Genomic DNA, 19,244 nt, shown 5'->3' on the forward strand with positions numbered 1-19,244 from the left:
GGGAGTGGGGAGTAGGGAGTGGGGAGTGTGGGAGGTGTGAGGGGAAATACTAATGACTATGAGGAATCAGTCTCTGATAGAGAGTATTCCTTTGCTGATGAGGTCTTCCTAAAGCAGCGATCGCACTTTGCAGATTTGCCACTTCCAGACAAGTACCACCCACAGCACCAGCCATTGTTGTAATATGTTCTTCCATTAATGTCCCGCCGATATCATTGCAACCCCACAATAAGGCTTCTGTTGCACCAGATAACCCCAGTTTTACCCAACTTGGTTGATGGTTGGCTATGTAATTTCCTAAGTAAATCCGCGCTACAGCCATTAATAATAAGGCATCCTTTAATACTGGCTGATTTCGTCCCACACGTCGCCTTAATGATTTAGGTGCTTCTTGTCCCACAAAGGGTAAAGCAATAAATTCTGTAATCTTAGCCGGATATCCCCGATCTATTGCGGTTTTTTGGAGCGATCGCAATTTTTCTAAATGCCCAATTTGTTGCTCTGGTGTTTCAATATGCCCAGATAATATGGTGCTAGTAGTCGGTAAACCTAACCGATGCGCCGTACCCACAATTTCTAGCCAAGTAGCCGTATCAATTTTTTCTGGACACAATATGCGTCGTACTTCGTCATCTAACACCTCTGCTGCTGTTCCTGGCATGGAACCGACACCAGCATCTCTCAAAGCCGCGATGACATCAGCATATTTAATACCATCCACTCTGGCAATAAACTCTATTTCTTGGGGGGAAAATGCGTGTAAATGTATCTGCGGAAATGCTTGTTTAATAGTTTCTACCAATTTCAGGTAATATGCCAAAGATTGACCGTTAATCTGCGCTTGGGGGTTTAATCCTCCCTGCATACAAATTTCTGTTGCACCTCTGGCCACTGCATCGGTAGATTTTGCTAAAATTTCTGCCCAACCTAACCAATAAGCACTAGAATCATCCTCATCCCGACGGAAAGCACAAAAACTACAATGCTGTTCACAAATGTTAGTAAAGTTAATATTACGGTTGATGACATAGGTAACTGTATCGCCTGCTTGAGTGTAGCGAAGTTTATCGGCTGTGGTGCGAATAGCGGCGATCGCCTCTGGGTCAACTTGTTTTAACAACACCACCCCTTCTGCGGGGGACAAATTGTAACCCAAAAGCGCATGATCCAAAATACTATCAACGGTTTTGCAGGGCATCAGTGATCACCGAGTTACTGTTACTATTCTCTCAGAAATTATCATTAATATTCAGAATCTTAATCATTTATCAAATCAGACGAAAAAATTTTTACTATATAATTGCTTCTTCCCAACATGAGTCAAAGAACTAATAAATTTTGGTCACGAACAACCACACCATTAACAATTAACCCATTACCGTCCACCAACTTAGGTACTGATAGTCAACCTATCTTTTTTTCCCTAGTGATTCCCACTTATCAAGAGCGTCACAATATTCACAAGGTTGTCAAAATATTAACTCAACACCTGAATGAATTTATCCCCAGCCAGTATGAATTAATTGTAGTTGATGATAATAGTCCCGATCGCACTTGGGAAGTAGCACAATCCCTGATGGCAGAATATCCCCAATTGCAAGTCATCAGACGGGAACAAGAACGGGGGCTATCTTCAGCAGTAATTCGGGGATGGCAAGTAGCAAAAGGTACTATATTAGGGGTAATTGATGGGGACTTACAGCATCCACCAGAAATATTAACAAAATTATTACAAGCCATTACCCAAGGAGCGGATTTAGCAGTTGCTAGCCGTCATGTAGATGGTGGTGGCGTTAGTAGTTGGAGTATGATCAGGCGTGTTTTATCCCGTGGCGCGCAGATATTAGGATTAATTTTGCTACCAGGAGTATTGGGAAGGGTTTCTGACCCCATGAGTGGTTATTTTATCATCCGCCGCCCTTGTATCGCAGGTGTAACACTCAATCCTGTAGGATACAAAATTCTGCTGGAAGTGATTGCACGAGGAAATATCAGTAAAATTGCGGAAGTTGGCTATGTGTTTTGTGAGCGCCAAGAGGGAGAAAGTAAGGTGACTTGGAAGCAGTATATTGAATATTTACAACACTTAATCCGTCTGCGTCTGACGAAAAAAGTAAATGTACAAATATCTTTTCCTCTTGCTAAATTTCTGCGCTTTGGCTTGGTAGGACTGAGTGGGGTATTTGTCGATATGACTATACTTTATTTACTGAGTGACCCCAATAGTTTGGCTTTACCCCTGATAGGGAGTAAAATCATTGCTGGTGAAATTGCCATTGTCAATAATTTTTTCTGGAATGATGCTTGGACTTTTGCAGATGTTAGTAGCCAGCAGCAGGAATTGCATCAACGTTTAAAGCGATTTTGGAAGTTTAATCTCATTTGTTTAGCCGGATTAGGATTAAATGTCTTAGTCTTAAATTTGGTCTTTAATTGGATTATTCCTAACCGATATATTGCTAATTTGATCGCTATCGCAGTGACGACAATCTGGAATTTTTGGGTGAATTTAAAACTTAGCTGGCGCGTGACTGATGTCAAATAAAAACAAAAATATCTGCGTTTATCTGCGTCCATCTGCGTTTAATTATTACTAATTTGTTACTTGCAAAAAAATGTATTTGTATAATATTGGGCGTTCTACCGTTTCCACTCGCTGGTTTCATCCTTTACTGTTGCTAATTTGGCTGATTATTGGTATCGGCTTACGTTTGCACAACTTGACAGCTAAACCTCCTTGGATTGATGAATTTGCTACTTTGGTGTTTAGTTTGGGGAATAGTTTTTTACCAGTCCCTTTAGATCAAGCGATCGCACCTGATATTTTATTACAACCACTACAACTTAACCCTACAGCAACTATTAAAGATGTAACTCAAATCATCATCACTCAAGATACTCATCCACCACTGTATTTTGTCATGGCTCATTTGTGGATGAAGTTATTTCCTGATTCAGAAAACTTAGTTTCTCTGTGGGCTGGACGTTCTTTACCAGCTTTAATTGGTGCATTATCCATTCCCTGTGCTTATCTTTTAGGGAAATTAGCGTTTCGTTCTCGATTAGTAGGGCAGATATCCGCAGCGATGATCACAGTGTCACCCTACGGCATTTTTATCGCCCAAGAAGCCCGCCATTATAGTTTAGCTATCATCTGGGTGATGGCATCTTTAATCTGTTTGGTAATTGCTACCCGTCATTTGCAGAACCAAAGATTATTACCATTTTGGTTGATTATTGCTTGGGTGGGAGTTAACGCTTTGGGGATTGCAACTCATTACTTTTTTGTTCTAACTTTGGGGGCGGAAGCCTTAGCATTAATTTTTGTAGCTTGGGAACAACATCACCAGGGGCAAAAGTTCTCGTTTCTCTCTCCTCTGTGGTGGCGGATTTATGCAATCGCTGCTGGTACAGGGGTAGCGGCTTTAGTATGGTTGCCTAGTTTTTTGGATAACCGATATCGTAGTAGTTTAACAGAGTGGATTCAAGGGACTCGCTCTGGATTCGATTGGATTAGCCCGATTTTTCAAGCGATCGCCACTTGGTTGACGATGATTTCTCTACTACCAGTGGAAGCAGCAGAGTTACCATTTGTGATTTTGTCGGGATTTGTGATGTTAGTGTTTTTTATCTGGGGTATACCAATTTTGGTGCGTGGGATTAACACCCAATTACAAGCCCAGCCAAATCGGTTAATCATACAAGTAATATCTGGGGTAGTATTAGGGGCGATCGCCTATTTTTTCTTATTTACTTATGTCTTCGGTATTGATTTAACCAGAGGCGCTCGTTATAGTTTTGTTTACTTCCCGGCCGTGATCATTGTTATAGCCGCCAGTCTCGCCGTTTGTTTTGAAAATTCAGATGTTGGTAAATGGGGTATTACAGGTAAAAAAGCTGTAATGATCTTTTGGTTGATGGGATTAATTAGCTCGATCAGTGTTACTTATAATTTGGGTTATCGCAAGTATTACCGTCCTGATTTATTAGTGCCGATAATTGTGGAAAATTCCTCCCAACCAGTTTTGATTAGCACCACCCATAAAAGTTTAATCCAAACTGGAGAAATGATGGGTATTGCGTGGGAATTAAAATTTTCTGGTGCAGAAATTGCGAGTAAATTCCTACTCGCCCATCAAGAACAAGACCCAAAAACTGCTACCCTTTCCTTAGATCAGACATTAAAAGAGTTTCCGCGTCCCTTTGATCTGTGGTTAGTTAATTTTCGCGCTCCTATCGGGGAAGAAGTGCAAAAATGTGATCAAGAACAGCAAGATATGCCAGGTATTAATGGGTACGAATATCAACATTATCATTGTCCCTGATAACTTTTGGGTACACCCACTGCGGATAAACCGGCGATCGCTCTAAGATTTTGACAACGAATTAACTCGTTAAAACTGAGAGGAGAATTTTTGTCCATCACTGCGATCGCCTCAATAGCAGATAATAAATGTTCCGCCGCCTCAGTTTCCCCATAACCCCGGCGTTGGGCGATGCGTATAGCTGTCAAATCAGCATTTAACTCAGAATCAGCAGATTGATTGATCCGCCAAATTCGTCCCAGAGCGATAGTGCTTAATCCCCCAGCCACAACCACCCCTACCACATCTCCCTGTACTGATTCCAGTAATCCCGCCAATAGCCCCAGCAGCACCACACCTTGATAAATCTGGGGTTGAAACCACTTCACCCCCATCAACCAGCTAACCCTCTGCAAAATTAATAAATCCCGTTGTGGTTTAGCCAACCGTAACCAGAAATCAAAATTAATATATATCCGTCGCTCGTGATTCCAAGGTAGAGGAAAAGCCGCATCAATCACCCTTGGCTGTTCCGGCTTACTGACAATATTAATCGTCATCCGACTAGAAGCAGGTATAACATCTAACAAACGGCGAATTTCAAGCCTTGGCTCCATGAGCATAATTCGTAATTATTCATTAGTAGTTATAATACAATGTGACCACTCAGCGTACCTTAGTGCTAACTTAGCGTTACTCTGCGTTTCAAAACACAATAGCAATTTTCCCCAAAATGGATGCATTTGCTCCCATTCCGCCTAAATGGACAGATCAAGCAGTTCACGCTTACGAATTTTGCTGTCCTAGTTGTCATGCTAGTAGCCGCGAAGCTGTAGAAGTTTGGATCAATAGGCGATCGCCCGTCATAACAGCAGACCATCGTCGTAAATGGCAAGAATTTTATAATTGCGAGTGTGGTTATGTTTGGTGGGCTTGGAGTAGCGATCGCGTAGCCGCTCCCTCCTAAGAGGATGTTTTAAAAGTTTTAGGCGAATATAATTCGCTACTACACAGTCCAAGTCCACCTGCGTGGACTAATCAAAAACCAAGGTTTTTAACCCGCGCAGGCGGGTTTAGTTTGTCTAGCCGCGACTTCTAGTCGCCAAGGCTAGTAATAATCGATACTTTACAAACATCCTCTAAGATATTCTCCTAACATAAGGTTTGCTGAATAAAGGAAAAACCTGGATTTATTGATTTTTGCAGGTCTTGTTCCCTGTTCCCTATAGACACAAAAAAACCCGCACCAAGGCGGGTTATATATTTACAGCAATCTAAAACCAGTTTTAGAAAGTGAATCTAGTACGCAATGTACCTACATAGATAGTATCGTTATTGCTGTTATGTTCAGGATTGAAAATTACTAACAAACCAGGAGTAACAGTAATATTGTCAGTGAAGCGCATCCGATACAAACCTTCTAAGTGGTAAGAAGTATCAGACTCGGAACCAATGGAACCACCAGTCACTTTTGGAGGTTGACCAAAAATCAGACCGAAGACATTACCTTGCGCGCCAAAATCTCTAATCCCTAAGCTAGCAGTCCAGTAAAAAATGTCTGCATCACTTTGGCCAACTTCGCTTTTAGCATTGGTATAACCAGCCCAACCACCAAATGTCAAAGCAGAACTAGGTCTGAAAGTAGCTTGTACACCGTAGGTATCCGAAGAAGTTGCAACATTACCAAACGGTCTGTTAGCGATCGCACTTCCTGTACTACCAAACAAGTTGACACCAGCTTGGCTATTTTGATAAGAGCGAGCATAAGCCAAACCAACATTAAAAGCATTGCTGGGTTTGAAAGCTAACTGACCAAAAATGGTATTACTACCATCAAAAATTGCGTTCTTGTCATCAGGATTATTAGCTGTCGGTGCTAAATAAGCTGCACTGAGAGTCAAAGCACCCGCGGGGTTCAATTCCACAGTTAAACCACTACCACCAGCACCTTGGCGATAGATGGGGTTAAAACGTCCGTAACGAGAAATCGCACCACCACCGGAACTAGCAAAGTCAGGGTGGAAATTATTCACGTTTTCATTCAACTCACCACCCGTCGCATCGATTTTAACGCGGACAGCACTGGTTAAATTGAAAGCATAGTTAAGTTTATCGAGATTAACGTTATTGCTGTTGCTACCGTCAAAACCCAAACGGGTCATATTCGTACCTGTAGCAGTACTGTTAGAAAGGATATTGCCTGAATTTAATCTAGTTTCCAGTCTATCTCTACCTGTAAAGCTGGTATTTAAAGTCAGACGTAAGCGATTTGAAAAAGTAGTGTTGTAATCTAAATCACCACCACCCGCTCTGCTATCGCCAAAAACATCAGATACGTTGAAAAGCGCTTCCCCAGAAAGTCTGGTAGTGGTAGAAAATTGATTTCCTTCCAATTCAGAAGTCCGAGCTTCTAAGGAATCAACACGGCCACGCAGAGTTGCCAATTCCGCAGAAAACTCTTCTTGCAAACGCTGTAATGTCGCTAAGTCTTGTCCAGAAAGTATATCGGCGGTTGCTGTAGCGATCAGTTCATTCACTCTGTCTAAGCAAGCATTCAAACCAGCCGCAAATTCGTAACGAGTCAACGCCCGGTTTCCACGGTATGTGCTGTCGGGATAACCTGCGATACAACCGTAACGCTCAACCAAGGACTGCAAAGCTTGAAACGCCCAGTCGGTGGGTTGAACATCAGAAAACTGAGAAACGGATGTTACCTGACCAATGCTATCAGCCTCTTGGGACAACTGAGCTACAGTTGTGACTTGATTAACTTCCACAGCTAAGGCGCTGTTAGCAGTAAAAAATGCTAAGGCGATCGCGGGGCTAAGCTTCAGAGCATTCCAAAGTAGTTTTGTCATATTTTTTATTTCACTCACACCCAATAATTGAAACTATGAAAAAACTTGCAGCTTTTTCAGATGATTCACTTAAACCTTCAGTAAATAATATAGCAAAATTTCCACAATTAGCACAAGTCAATTGTGATTTTTTTATCGTATGTTCGGCTAATTTTATTTCCTGGCAGAAGAATAATTCGCCGCTTATAACGCAACAAAGCTCCTTCTTCTTCAAATTGCTGTAGTAGACGTGTCACCGTCACGCGAGTAGTGTTTAAAACTTCCGATATTTCCTGATGAGTAATATTCAGATCAATTAATTTACCCTGTGGTACATCACGCCCAAATTTTTCGCTTAACCACAGCAAAAACTTCCCTAAACGTAGAGACATGGGTTTGAGATGTACAATGCTTAAAAGCTCTTCTGAATGTTGAATATGAGATAAAAAAGCATCTATGTCTCTGTACCATAGGTTAGGCTCTATGATGCTTGCTTCTACACTTGTTAAACATTCAATCTGATATGGCTGCACCTTGGATAAAGAATAGCCAATCAAATCACCAGCACCCCAGTAACCCAGAGTAATATATACACCCTCTTCGCTCCAAGTTAATGTACGTACTGCTCCCCGCTCAATACGCCAAAGTACACCTTTCTCAAGGGGAATCAGTTCTCTACGTGTAAACAACCTTTGTGGTAATTCTTCACTAGGAATAGATGCATGGGATACATGAGATAAATTTTCCGTGATACTTGTGGAAGACATGATGCAAGCACTGGTAAAAGTGGAACTAAAACTTGGTCTCAGAACTAATTAAGGGAAAAACATCGCTAAAAATCTCACTCTATTTGCCACAAGTTGATATATACACAAAAACCAATTTTTGATTTTAATGTCTTTGTATCTTTTGCTCTAGACAAATAACAGCTTTTATATTCTCTGCATACAACCTATTACAATCAGGTTAAGAAATAGTAATCATTTAGTAAAATGTATGTTAGTTAACAAAGTCTTAATTTTTTTGTTTACTTTTTGCAAGACTTAAAAACGTTGTCCAGTGACGATGTATGCCACTCTCTGACCGATATTAGTAGCATGATCTGCCATGCGTTCCAGACAACGAATTGCTAATGCTAGTAGCAATATTGGCTCTACTACCCCAGCTATATCCCGTTCTTGGGCTAAAGTATCATAAACATGATTGTATGCATTATCGACAGCATCATCTAAGTGCTTTAAAGCTCGGCCGCCAACTTCATCCAAATCAGCTAAAGCCTTTAAGCTAGTTGCTAACATTGCTTGTGCATGATGAGACATCGTTTCAATATCCGGTAGACATTTATGAGGCGGATAAGGAAAAATTTTGACGGCAATATTTGCTAAATCCTCAGCATAATCACCAATGCGTTCTAAGTCTCGCACCAACTGCATAAAAGCACTCAAACAGCGCAAATCTTGAGCTGTAGGTGCTTGCAAAGTCATGATTGCTGTACAGTCTGATTCTATTTGTCTATAAAAACGATCAATTTTTTTATCTAATCTGGGAAGTTCCTCAGCCGCCGTTAAATCACGGAGAAATAACGCTTGATGGCTGAGGCGAAAGGATTGTTCGACCAAAGCTCCCATGCGTAATACATCACGTTCTAAGCGCCTAATGGCTCGTGCTAACTGGGGATTTTTGGGGTTGGAATTGTGATCATACAAGGTAGCTTTCACACTTAGGTCTCAAAGGTGAAGTTATTCTTCATTTTGACATTTTCTGCTCTTGAGAGACAGAGATTGTTGCTTCAACGAGACTACTTTAGATTAGATTCCTGGCGTTATCCAGTCCAGAGGTAAGACTCTCCCCCTCTACCCAGTCATCCCAGTTGATGTAAGTCTGGTGTTAGGTATAGGGCTTTAGCGTTGACTAGTTCAATGGCGGCAATTTTTCTGAAAGTTCAAACAAATGGTTTCAAATTTTTCAGTTGTTTATCTTGTTTTGATCAATCTTTGAGCCATGACACAGGAAAAAAAAGTCAAATTTCAAGGTCAAGCTACCAGTTGCTGTGAGATATTGAGGTTTTTATACAGGTTTATTAATTTGTATGTTGGAGTCATTCTAACATTCAATAACTGAAGCCAGAATCCTCATCTCTTGAGACTGAGAAGTGTTATGGGTGGGGAGTAGGGAGTAGGGAGTAGGGAGTAGGGTAAAAGCCTTTCGGTGTCTAAGTTTTATGATCAGTTTATGTCCTAACGTCCTTGGCGGTTGCTATAATAAGTTTTCTCACGTTTAGATTGTCGAGTCTGTCATGACTTCAGGCAGTTGTAGCTGCATCCAAGCCCCACCAGTTTCGGGATGGTTCATGGCTTTAATAGAACCACCGTGGGCGAGAATAATTTGGCGGACGATCGCTAAACCTAAACCGTTACCGAGAATTGTTCCCAGGGAATTATTTGCTGGTAATGAAGCATGAGTCCGGGCTTTATCTCCCCGGTAAAATCGCTCAAAAATCCGGGGTAAATCTGCTTCTGTAAAACCTAGTCCAGAATCAATCAGATTAATTTCTAATATATTGTCTAGGCGATCGCCACTATGATTATTCGGTATAGATAATATATTGGCTTGAATTTGAATACTAGTACCAGGAGGACTATATTTAATGCTGTTATCTAGTAAATTGAGAAAAACTTGATAAATCTTGCCCGGATCTGCTTTAATCCGCAGATGTTCAGGGCCAGAATAGGACATAGACAGATGTTGCTTTTGGGTTAATGGTTCTAAAGTTTCCCAAACCGATGTAATCAGCGATCGCAACTCCAAAACTTCCAAATGCAACTGCATCGTTGGGTTTACCTCCATTTGCGTCAGTTCCAACCAGCTTTGCACCAAATTAATTAACCGATCAACCTCCTGCATCAGCCGATTTACCCAGCGATCTAAGGGCGGATCTAAACGGCTTTGTAAAGTTTCCGCCACCAAACGAATAGAAGTCAGTGGCGTTCTCAATTCGTGAGCTAAATCAGAAAACGAGCGATCGCGTTCTTGATTCATATCCAACAAAGGTTGGCGATTTTCCAGAAACACCCCCACCTGTCCATTCGGTAATGGTAAACTAGATGCTCTTAAACACAGTGATTTGATCTTTGGCATCTGTACAGCATCATCACAAGACGGGTGGAATACCCAATCCTTTTTCTGTGGTTGTTGCCAATCACGAGTTTGTTCAATCAAATGGTCAAGTTCATAAGACCTCACCAACTCCAGCAACAAGCGCACCTGTCCCGCTTGCCATCTTTGCAAATATAATATTTCTCGTGCCTGTTGATTGCACCACAGCAATTGATTTTCCTCATCAACTTGCAAATATCCCAGTGGCGCAAAATCCAGCAACTCTTCATAAGTTTGTAATGACTGCTGCAAATCTTCTCGCTGCTGCTTCACCGTCGCTATTTCGCGCTGCAAACGAGGTATTAGCAACAGCACCAGTTTAGAAGAACCAGAGCTTAACGGTTGCAGTACCCGCCCTAAATAGTGCCTTAATTGCACCTGTTGCCAAATCCAAATTCCAATACCTACCGCCAAACCCAGAAAAAATCCCAATAAGAGCATGAGGATGTCAGTTGTTAGTTGCATTGTGATTAATAAAAACTAACAACTATTCCAGAGATTATCCAAACCTATAGCCAAAACCTCTCACAGTCACAATATATTCTGGATGACTGGGGTCTTCTTCTAGTTTTTCCCGCAACCAACGAATATGAACATCCACAGTCTTACTGTCACCTACAAACTCTGGTCCCCAAACCTGATCTAACAATTGCTCACGAGACCACACACGGCGAGCATAACTCATAAACAGTTCCAGCAAACGGAACTCCTTCGGAGACAGATTCACCTCTTCCCCACGCACCAGCACACGGCACTCTTGGGGATTTAAAGTCACATTTTTATGTTTGAGAACTTGTAGTTGTGGCAAACTACTTAACCGTTGGCGACGGAGTAACGCCCGACAGCGCGCCACTAACTCCCTCATACTGAAAGGTTTCGTCAGATAATCATCCGCTCCCACTTCCAAACCCAAAACCCGATCAGTCTCACTACCCTTAGCACTCAGAATTAAAATCGGTACTGGGTTTCCTTGATGACGTAGCAAGCGGCAGATATCTAGCCCATTAATATGAGGTAGCATCAAATCCAAAATTATTAAGTCAAAGGGCAGTTCCCCAGAATTAGGTTCGTAACTTTTGAGATATTCTACAGCCGAACGTCCGTCCCCGGCCGTTATCACCCCAAAACCCTCTTCTTCCAAGGCTACAGCCAGCATCTCTTGGATTAACTCCTCGTCTTCTACTACTAAAATACGGCTCGTTTGTCCAATTTCCGCTCTAGTAGAGTATTTGATTGATTCACTGGTATACATTGATATCAGAACAATCTCTGTTTGTAGTTGTATTAATTAACATTTTGGAATTAATTATGTAACTTCAGTAGCTTGATTTTCTACTGTAGCAATTCTCTTACCAAAAGTAACATACATAACAATACATGATCAATACCTGCCATTGCAAGCCAGCAACAGTATTTTTAACAACTTCCGCTAGAAAATTTCAGAGGTATAGCTGGGGAGTAGGGAGTGGGGAGTAGGGAGTAGGGTAAAAGCCTTTCGGTGTATAACTAACTTTTATGATCAATTTATGTCCTAACGTCCTTGGCGGTTGCTATATCCCAGGGAACAGGCTGGAAACGGGCTAATTTTGGATATAGCATTGCCTAGACCCATAAACTACAAGATTATCTACGTTTATCTGCGTCCATCTGCATTTAATTATTAACGTAAAAAGCTGCACTACGGCAGATACTTTTGAACCACAAGCCAACCAGTGAGACTGACCCAGGTAAAACCGCCAAAGAGAATTATATTTACGCCAATATGTGCAGGTCTAGCCCAAGAACTTCCGGTATTAATTTGTATAGCGCTGACAGCAGATAACGACACTAAACCCACAACTATTAACCCAGCCATCAAGTGTGAAGAGTGTCCTAAACTCCCAAAGTGTCCTAAAGTCCCCACAATACCAACAGCCAGCAGTAGTAACACTAAACTCACCATTGTAATGCCAATTATATAGTGGAGCGATCGCACGTTCCTACGTCCACCCATAAACCACGGAAAACTACTTGTCCCAGTCCTCTCCCGAAACATCCAAACACCAGTCACAGCCAACAGTAGATATGCGAATAGCGACAACCCCATAGACCAAGCGGCTATTTTCCACAACCAAATAAAATCAGGCAAATTCATAACATAGATTATAGTATCAAATGCATTTGCATACTTATGAAACCCATAACCCTACTAAACCTTTGATCTATCTCCCCTCCTCGCTTGCGGTCTGGGGTTGGGGGTGGGGTGAAATGATATAAACCCCAACAGCAAGATACAGAAATAATACCCATGAATAATCACTCAATAAAAAAGGTTGCTAAATTTCGCAACCCCAAAATTATCTCAAATTGTTTTTTTATCAATGGATTATCAGCCAGCAATTGTTAAGGGTTTTGTTGTATTTTGAATATTTGTATTAATTGACTGCACCATTGGCTTTGTACTGATAGTGTCGCTTTCTGTAGAGTCTGTACGAAACTCACCACTACTAGGCTCATTCATCGCCAAGCGATCGCACGGAATCGTATCCGACAAAATTGAACTAGCCATCATACCAGTATGAATCTCCATCTGAGCTTCTAGCGGTGCTTCAAACACCAGGCGTTGTCCTGGAAACACAACTCTTTCAAAGTACCAATTAGAAATATTGCAGATGCGAGCTATTTGGATTTTGCTCGTAACATTAACGTAGCAACAAAGGACAGTTTTTAATTGTTCTGGTGGTAGAGGATCTAATATTTGAGCCATAACTGCGGAGGAGCTTTACGCCACAATTTTACATTACACAACTCAAACTAACATTTGCTGATCCCAAGATGCTGTAACTCCGACTACCAACTGAAATTTTCTACGATATATCTATCTAAATATATATTAAATATATGTTCAAGTTATGAAATTTTAACTCAAAACTGAAAATTAGTGAAAATAATATACTACGCTAAAGGAATTTGAGCTTTTTTTACAGAATAAAAGTGTCCGATATCACACCATAAGTGTGACATCTAGCAGAGAGCTACTGAAATTTTCTCTATCTACTTTAAGCAACCGTTGATTTGTTGCATCTATCCTCAGAGTTACAGGGGATTCATCGCGGAATCGCCAAAGTCAATGTTATGGTAATAAAATTTCTTGAAAATTCGGGTTAAAAACCCCATTTTGCGTAGGGTTTAGACGGCGACAAAACTTGGGAAAACACTAAAAATCCATTTCCGTCGTAACCCACCTTTTCCAAACCCCGGTGAGGGCGGATTTATTGATATGCTCTTCGACATAAGAATCATATTTGTTAAACCCCCCCACAAAAATGCCTTTCCCTCCTCACCCACTTTTAAGGCTGACCAATGAAAGGAACTGTAAATATTGGTAAATTAAGATTAAGCCCACAAATCCCCTGGAAATTGGCAAGATGGAAATTCAACAATCCATGACGGAAAATCGCATCCTTTACGTTCGCCTTCCCTGTAACCCCATCTTTCCCATTGGGGTAGTATATCTTTCCGATCACGTCCACAAACAATTTCCCAGCATCGAACAACGGATCTTTGACTTAGGAACCGTACCACCTTTAGACTACGCCACCGCCCTAGATACCTGTATCGATGAATTTAAACCCACACTCCTAGTATTTTCTTGGCGTGATATTCAAATTTATGCCCCAGTAGGCGGACGTGGTGGAAACCCACTGCAAAACGCCTTTGAATTTTATTACGCCAAAAATCCCCTAATTAAATTACGAGGTGCGTTCGGTGGATTGCGAATTTTTATTGCTTACTATGTAGAATTGTGGCGCAATCAAGGATTAATTAAACGTGGCTTAAACCGCGCCCAAAAATATCATACTCAAGCCCGTGCCATAGTGGGTGGTGGAGCAGTCAGCGTATTTTACAAACAATTAGGTAAAACTTTACCTCAAGGCACAATTATTTCCATAGGTGAAGGGGAAACACTCCTAGAAAAACTTTTACATGGTAGAGAAATTCAAGATGAACGTTGCTACATCGTCGGAGAAACTCAACCACGAGAAAGATTGATTCATGAACAACCAACCCCCCTAGAAAAAACCGCCTGTAACTATGACTATATAGAAACTATCTGGCCAGAATTTAACTTTTACCTGCAAGAACAAGACTTTTATATCGGCGTACAAACCAAACGCGGTTGTCCTCACAACTGTTGTTATTGCGTCTACACCGTTGTTGAAGGTAAACAAGTACGCATCAACCCAGCAGATGAAGTAGTTGCTGAGATTCGCCAATTATACGATCGCGGCATTCGCAACTTCTGGTTTACCGATGCTCAATTTATCCCCGCCCGGAAATTTATCGACGATGCTATAGAACTCCTGCAAAAAATCGTCGATTCTGGAATGACAGATATTAAATGGGCTGCATACATCAGAGCCGATAACCTCACCCCGGAATTGTGTGATTTAATGGCTAAAACCGGGATGAACTACTTTGAAATCGGCATTACCAGTGGTTCTCAGGAACTCGTCCGGAAAATGCGCATGGGTTACAACCTCAGAACAGTCTTACAAAACTGTCGTGACTTAAAAGCAGCCGGTTTTAACGACTTAGTTTCCGTCAACTACTCCTTTAACGTCATTGACGAACGTCCCGAAACCATTCGCCAAACCATCGCCTATCACCGCGAACTAGAAAAGATTTTTGGCGCTGATAAAGTTGAACCTGCCATCTTCTTTATTGGACTGCAACCCCACACCCATTTAGAAGAATATGCCTTTAAAGAAGGTATCCTCAAACCAGGGTATAATCCCATGAGCTTAATGCCGTGGACAGCTAAAAAACTGCTCTGGAATCCTGAACCCTTGGGGTCTTTCTTTGGGGAAGTCTGCTTGCAAGCTTGGCAACAAAACCCCAATGACTTCGGAAGAGAAGTGATGAAAATCTTAGAAGAAAAATTGGGTTGTGCCGATTTAGAAGCCGCTCTTTCTGCACCTATGGAAAATAAAGAAAAACAATTAGCAGGTATTTCGTAAGTGATTGGGGACTGGGGATTGGGGACTGGGGACTGGGGACTGATAAATTACATTGCCGTAGTCATAAGAAATATTACGAATTACGAATTACGAATTACGAACTACAAAAGTCTATGTTAAAAGGTTCAATATTACAACAACTAGAAACAGCACACCGCGATACTACTAGACCTATTCGATTTGGGGTGTATTACAAAAATACTTTAGTTGCTCTATGCCATGCTTTAGAAGACCATATTTTAACAGAAGATAGTACACCCCTAGTAATCACAGCTTTTCAGCAGGGTAAATGGTATCTGCAAGAAGCAGAAAGATACGCCAATATTGCTCACTGTAGCCGAGAAATTATGATTATGGCGGCACCGGATACTGGTTTTGCTGAACATCCCACAAGCCAACTTCCTAATGTGGATTTAGTGGCATTAAATTCAGATGACCCAGTAGCCCAGGAGTGGCACTTAATTATTTTATCACCAGAATACACAGCAATGGTACTTTGTCAAGAGTTATCAGAGGCTGATTATGGTGGCGGAGGGATACCAGCGTCCGATATCGAGCGGAAATTCTATGGTTTATGGACATTTGAACCAGAGTTAGTACAAGAAACCGCAAAATTGGCGATCGCCCACATCAAAAAATACAATCCAGAACTAGCAGAAAAACTCACACACCATCAAAATTCCATAAAATCAAACGTCGCAACACCGAAACATTTAAGTGCAGTGGTTTCCCGCGTCGTCGATTATCTCCAGTCAGGACAGAACAACCTATCCATCACCACAGCCCTCGGTCAACAAGCATTAGATCGCAACTTAGTTTCTAACGAAATCCAGGCATTTTTGCGGATGGCCCAACTAATGGATATGGCAGATGTCAACAATCCCTTAGCCGCAACCGAAGTAGTAGCACTGGCTGAAACAATGGGGCAGCTTTTACAACTACCCGCATGGCAAATTAAACGATTGCGACTAGCAGGTTTTTTACATCGTATAGACCCACTGCAAAAAACCGAAAGCCTCCTCACTGAACCGGAACAAGCCCCCCATTGTCCCTTAACTTGTCCCCTAGTACCAGGAGCGCAGGTATTGCGAACCATGCCCAGACTGAGCGCAATTGCCCAAATTATCACCCACCAAAGCGAATGGTGGAACGGTACAGGGGAACCAGCAGGTTTAGCAGCAGATGAAATTCCTTTAGAATCGAGAATTTTAGCTCTATTGGCTGATTTTCAATGGCGAGTCAACAACATGAAATCATCCCCAAAAACTCCCAGCGAAATATTTGCTCAAGCCTTAGAAGAATGCAGACAACAACAATCTACCCGCTTTGATCCTAAACTCTTAGATGCTCTAGCTTTATTAGTCATAGGTTTACAGCAAGGGCTAGACATACCTCTGATGTCACCCAAAGTCAGCACCGGACTTTGGCTACTTGATTCTCAATGGGATAGCTACAGCAAAACAAGTACAAGTCCGCTTAAATAAAGCAACTTTTGAAAAAAAAATATAGCATTTCTCGGTAAAGGGAGATGAAAGTTCTCACTTTCTTAATTACGAATTACGTTAGCGAAGCTCCTCTGTTCGCGTAGCGTTCCGCAGGAAAAGAGGCACTACGAACTACTAACTACGAATTACCCCAAATGAATATTGAAGCCATTAAATCAGGACAACTCAAACAACTTCCCGGCGCAAACTTAGAAGATGAAGAACTCTCTCAACTAGATTTAAGCCGCATCAATTTTGCAGGTGCTAACCTTGTCGGGACTAATTTCAAGGGTTCCCAACTTGAAGGCGCGCATTTCGAGGGAGCGAACTTGATGGGTGCAAACCTGCAAAAAACAGACCTCCGGGCGAACCTCATGGGAGCGAACTTAATGCAAGCCGACTTAACAAGTGCTGACTTGCGCGGTAGTAATTTGCGTGGCGCTAACTTAATGGGTGCGAGACTCAGTGATGTATCTTTAGCTGGTGCTTTTTTAAGTGGTGCAAACTTAATGAACGTCAACTTACAAGGCGTTGACTTGCGCGGTGCTGACTTACGCGGTACCAACCTCACAGGGGCAAATCTCAAAGGTGCTGACATGACTCGCGCCGATTTACAAGGGGCTTTATTAAGTGAAGCCAATTTAGAAGAAGCCGACTTACGCGGAGCAAATCTAGCCGGGGCGAACTTCACAGGCGCAAATCTACTCTGTGCAGAGTTAGAAGGCGCAAATTTAAGCGGTGTAAATTTAGATAAAGCTTGCTTGGTGGGTACAGTAATTGCAAAACTTTAGGCCACTATTCGACACCGCCACCGCATAAATACAGCCAATATACCCATAAACACCACCCCCATAACTCCTTGTAGAGGATTCTGATTTACACCAGTTATCCAATCAGGAACTTGACCCGAATATTCAATTAATCCCCCAACATTAATGATGTAATAACCCCAAACTAAACCACCATGCAAACCAATTGGTAAACCCAAACGTCCCCTACGCCAGCGCTTTCCCCATACCTGCGTTAACCCCAGCAGCACTAAAGCCGGAAACTGCGGAAGTGTTTCAATAATTGCCTCTAAAGGCTTAATAAAGTGCAAGACCGCAAAGGCTACAGCATTTATCCCAAGTGCCACACTTAAACTATAGTCCCGTTGCAACTCATCAAGTAACCAACCTCTAAATAACAATTCTTCAGCAAATCCAACACCCAAAGATACTAGCAAACCCTCTAAAATTATTCTTAGTAAGAAAGCCTGCGGTTGTTGCCAAATCAGCCAACCCAAAGAACCTTGTAAACCAAATACTATAACAATACTAATTATTCCTATGGCTAGACCACCCAGCAAATCCACCGCATTGATCCGCGTGAGTTCTAAGCCATAATGCTTGAGTATCTGGGGTTGCTGATAGACATTTTTTCCCCATAGCTGCAAGAGAAAAATAAATTCTGTATATAGTATTACCATTGTCAAGATACTAACTAAGTTAGAATCACTGACTAATAAGTAAATCGGTATAGCGAAGGGCAGCCATAGCAGCAATAGAACTGCAACAAAGTAACCCAATCTGATGGGGAAAGGGCGGTTAGCTAAACGAATTAGGTTTATTTTCATGAAATATTTAGGAAGAGGACACAATTAAAGTCACAAGTTAGAAGCAATTTATTGTCCTCTCTTCCTTTACCAGACAATATTTTCACCTATTCTTCAGGTTCAATCGTGCTGCTTAAACCATGACCTTTTAACGTTTCGCAATAAAACTCAGCGTGTTCTTGCTCACAAGTAATGACTAAAGCTAGGCCATTTGTATGGGCTTCCATCATAATACTCACAGCTTGGGGTTGGGTAAGGCTCGGTACTGTGGTTAAGAGTGCCTGGACGACGTATTCCATAGAATTATAGTCGTCATTATGGATTAAAACTCGATACCGAGGCGCAAGCTTACGGGACGTGGAACGCTTCTCAATAGTTTCGACTGACACGGCTATTGGCTCTTTATTAGATAATTTACTACGACGGATTGATTATTTCGCATTTACCTTATTGGGTTTTTATACAGGTTTATTACCCTACCTGCTCCAATGATTTTAACATCAAACTACCTTAAAGCGGGCAGACAGCTTTTGTATAGCTGGGGAGTGGGGAGTGGGGAGTTACTTCGACTACCCTCAGTAACCGGGGGAGTAGGGTAAAAGCCTTTCGGTGTCTAACTTTTATGATCAGTTGATGCCCTAACGTCCTTGGCGGTTGCTGTACCTGCTTGAATACCAAAAGCTGACAGTATATCAATACAGTTCAGTTAAACATTTCTTCCTTCTCATTCTTCACTTGGTGTCCTTGGCGTTCTTGGCGGTTCGTTAAAAAAATGACCTAAACGAAGAGTTTGAATCTTTACTGAACCGTATTGGACAGTATATTTAGATTTTGGCATTTTGGCTTCTAAAATAAAAGAAGTCGAAAAA

17 protein-coding genes are annotated in these 19,244 nt (G+C 41.7%); 6 read left to right on the forward strand and 11 right to left on the reverse strand.

Annotation, left to right across the window (positions count from 1 at the left end):
- Positions 1-49: 49 nt before the first annotated feature.
- Complete coding sequence (gene cofH / locus ACM0OP_RS05550) at positions 50-1,198, reverse strand: 7,8-didemethyl-8-hydroxy-5-deazariboflavin synthase subunit CofH (protein ID WP_414527397.1); 1,149 nt, start codon at positions 1,196-1,198, stop codon at positions 50-52.
- Positions 1,199-1,315: 117 nt separating this feature from the next.
- Here cofH and ACM0OP_RS05555 point away from each other — a divergent pair, with 117 nt between their 5' ends.
- Positions 1,316-2,545 (forward strand): glycosyltransferase, encoded by a 1,230-nt coding sequence (locus tag ACM0OP_RS05555; RefSeq protein WP_414527398.1) that lies wholly within the window; start codon positions 1,316-1,318, stop codon positions 2,543-2,545.
- A 70-nt stretch (positions 2,546-2,615) separates the two neighbouring features.
- On the forward strand, positions 2,616-4,325 hold the full coding sequence (locus ACM0OP_RS05560) for a glycosyltransferase family 39 protein (protein WP_414527399.1): 1,710 nt from the start codon (positions 2,616-2,618) through the stop codon (positions 4,323-4,325).
- Here the strand turns inward: ACM0OP_RS05560 and ACM0OP_RS05565 are convergent.
- Positions 4,313-4,921: a DUF3318 domain-containing protein gene (locus ACM0OP_RS05565; RefSeq protein WP_414527400.1), complete on the reverse strand. Its 609-nt coding sequence runs from the start codon at positions 4,919-4,921 to the stop codon at positions 4,313-4,315. The genes ACM0OP_RS05560 and ACM0OP_RS05565 overlap by 13 nt on opposite strands.
- Positions 4,922-5,037: 116 nt before the next feature.
- Here ACM0OP_RS05565 and ACM0OP_RS05570 point away from each other — a divergent pair, with 116 nt between their 5' ends.
- Complete coding sequence (locus ACM0OP_RS05570; RefSeq protein WP_414527401.1) at positions 5,038-5,271, forward strand: hypothetical protein; 234 nt, start codon at positions 5,038-5,040, stop codon at positions 5,269-5,271.
- Between the two features lie 319 nt (positions 5,272-5,590).
- Here ACM0OP_RS05570 and ACM0OP_RS05575 read toward each other — a convergent pair whose 3' ends face one another.
- The 7 genes from ACM0OP_RS05575 to ACM0OP_RS05605 all read right to left on the reverse strand — a co-directional run bounded on the left by ACM0OP_RS05575 (position 5,591) and on the right by ACM0OP_RS05605 (position 13,043).
- Complete coding sequence (locus ACM0OP_RS05575) at positions 5,591-7,162, reverse strand: iron uptake porin (protein WP_414527402.1); 1,572 nt, start codon at positions 7,160-7,162, stop codon at positions 5,591-5,593.
- A gap of 107 nt (positions 7,163-7,269) precedes the next feature.
- Positions 7,270-7,908 carry a Crp/Fnr family transcriptional regulator gene (locus tag ACM0OP_RS05580; protein ID WP_414527403.1) on the reverse strand — a complete coding sequence of 213 codons (639 nt, stop codon included), beginning with the start codon at positions 7,906-7,908 and terminating at the stop codon, positions 7,270-7,272.
- A 276-nt stretch (positions 7,909-8,184) separates the two neighbouring features.
- On the reverse strand, positions 8,185-8,859 hold the full coding sequence (phoU, locus tag ACM0OP_RS05585; RefSeq protein WP_414527404.1) for a phosphate signaling complex protein PhoU: 675 nt from the start codon (positions 8,857-8,859) through the stop codon (positions 8,185-8,187).
- 559 nt (positions 8,860-9,418) lie between these two features.
- Positions 9,419-10,738 (reverse strand): sensor histidine kinase, encoded by a 1,320-nt coding sequence (locus ACM0OP_RS05590; RefSeq protein WP_414527443.1) that lies wholly within the window; start codon positions 10,736-10,738, stop codon positions 9,419-9,421.
- A 58-nt stretch (positions 10,739-10,796) separates the two neighbouring features.
- Positions 10,797-11,549: a response regulator transcription factor gene (locus ACM0OP_RS05595; protein WP_414527405.1), complete on the reverse strand. Its 753-nt coding sequence runs from the start codon at positions 11,547-11,549 to the stop codon at positions 10,797-10,799.
- Positions 11,550-11,975: 426 nt separating this feature from the next.
- Positions 11,976-12,431 (reverse strand): DUF4079 domain-containing protein, encoded by a 456-nt coding sequence (locus ACM0OP_RS05600; protein WP_414527406.1) that lies wholly within the window; start codon positions 12,429-12,431, stop codon positions 11,976-11,978.
- A gap of 234 nt (positions 12,432-12,665) precedes the next feature.
- Positions 12,666-13,043 carry a DUF1830 domain-containing protein gene (locus tag ACM0OP_RS05605; protein ID WP_414527407.1) on the reverse strand — a complete coding sequence of 126 codons (378 nt, stop codon included), beginning with the start codon at positions 13,041-13,043 and terminating at the stop codon, positions 12,666-12,668.
- A 679-nt stretch (positions 13,044-13,722) separates the two neighbouring features.
- Between ACM0OP_RS05605 and ACM0OP_RS05610 the strand changes: the two genes are divergently transcribed.
- From ACM0OP_RS05610 to ACM0OP_RS05620, 3 genes are all read left to right on the forward strand, one after another.
- Positions 13,723-15,297, forward strand: coding sequence for a photosystem II high light acclimation radical SAM protein (locus tag ACM0OP_RS05610; protein WP_414527444.1), 1,575 nt, complete (start codon positions 13,723-13,725; stop codon positions 15,295-15,297).
- A 113-nt stretch (positions 15,298-15,410) separates the two neighbouring features.
- Positions 15,411-16,781 (forward strand): DICT sensory domain-containing protein, encoded by a 1,371-nt coding sequence (locus ACM0OP_RS05615; RefSeq protein WP_414527408.1) that lies wholly within the window; start codon positions 15,411-15,413, stop codon positions 16,779-16,781.
- Positions 16,782-16,936: 155 nt separating this feature from the next.
- Entirely contained in the window at positions 16,937-17,572 is a 636-nt protein-coding gene (locus ACM0OP_RS05620; RefSeq protein WP_414527409.1) for a pentapeptide repeat-containing protein, read from the forward strand.
- Here ACM0OP_RS05620 and ACM0OP_RS05625 read toward each other — a convergent pair.
- Both ACM0OP_RS05625 and clpS read right to left on the reverse strand, forming a co-directional pair.
- Entirely contained in the window at positions 17,569-18,396 is an 828-nt protein-coding gene (locus ACM0OP_RS05625) for a CPBP family intramembrane glutamic endopeptidase (RefSeq protein ID WP_414527410.1), read from the reverse strand. The genes ACM0OP_RS05620 and ACM0OP_RS05625 overlap by 4 nt on opposite strands.
- A gap of 86 nt (positions 18,397-18,482) precedes the next feature.
- Positions 18,483-18,764, reverse strand: a complete 282-nt coding sequence (gene clpS, locus ACM0OP_RS05630) for an ATP-dependent Clp protease adapter ClpS (RefSeq protein ID WP_414527411.1) — start codon at positions 18,762-18,764, stop codon at positions 18,483-18,485.
- Positions 18,765-19,244: the final 480 nt, after the last annotated feature.

This window comes from Nodularia chucula CCY0103 (genome assembly GCF_963923915.1).
In the GTDB taxonomy this organism is placed as follows: Bacteria; Cyanobacteriota; Cyanobacteriia; order Cyanobacteriales; family Nostocaceae; genus Nodularia; species Nodularia chucula.

Coding starts and splice junctions, on each gene's coding strand:
- ACM0OP_RS05560 (WP_414527399.1), top strand. CDS start 2,616: ATGTATTTGTATAATATTGGGCGTTCTACCGTTTCCACTCGCTGGTTT.
- ACM0OP_RS05580 (WP_414527403.1), bottom strand. CDS start 7,908: ATGTCTTCCACAAGTATCACGGAAAATTTATCTCATGTATCCCATGCA.
- ACM0OP_RS05570 (WP_414527401.1), top strand. CDS start 5,038: ATGGATGCATTTGCTCCCATTCCGCCTAAATGGACAGATCAAGCAGTT.
- ACM0OP_RS05565 (WP_414527400.1), bottom strand. CDS start 4,921: ATGGAGCCAAGGCTTGAAATTCGCCGTTTGTTAGATGTTATACCTGCT.
- cofH (WP_414527397.1), bottom strand. CDS start 1,198: ATGCCCTGCAAAACCGTTGATAGTATTTTGGATCATGCGCTTTTGGGT.
- ACM0OP_RS05605 (WP_414527407.1), bottom strand. CDS start 13,043: ATGGCTCAAATATTAGATCCTCTACCACCAGAACAATTAAAAACTGTC.
- ACM0OP_RS05595 (WP_414527405.1), bottom strand. CDS start 11,549: ATGTATACCAGTGAATCAATCAAATACTCTACTAGAGCGGAAATTGGA.
- ACM0OP_RS05555 (WP_414527398.1), top strand. CDS start 1,316: ATGAGTCAAAGAACTAATAAATTTTGGTCACGAACAACCACACCATTA.
- ACM0OP_RS05575 (WP_414527402.1), bottom strand. CDS start 7,162: ATGACAAAACTACTTTGGAATGCTCTGAAGCTTAGCCCCGCGATCGCC.
- ACM0OP_RS05590 (WP_414527443.1), bottom strand. CDS start 10,738: ATGCTCTTATTGGGATTTTTTCTGGGTTTGGCGGTAGGTATTGGAATT.
- ACM0OP_RS05620 (WP_414527409.1), top strand. CDS start 16,937: ATGAATATTGAAGCCATTAAATCAGGACAACTCAAACAACTTCCCGGC.
- ACM0OP_RS05610 (WP_414527444.1), top strand. CDS start 13,723: ATGACGGAAAATCGCATCCTTTACGTTCGCCTTCCCTGTAACCCCATC.
- ACM0OP_RS05600 (WP_414527406.1), bottom strand. CDS start 12,431: ATGAATTTGCCTGATTTTATTTGGTTGTGGAAAATAGCCGCTTGGTCT.
- ACM0OP_RS05615 (WP_414527408.1), top strand. CDS start 15,411: ATGTTAAAAGGTTCAATATTACAACAACTAGAAACAGCACACCGCGAT.
- ACM0OP_RS05625 (WP_414527410.1), bottom strand. CDS start 18,396: ATGAAAATAAACCTAATTCGTTTAGCTAACCGCCCTTTCCCCATCAGA.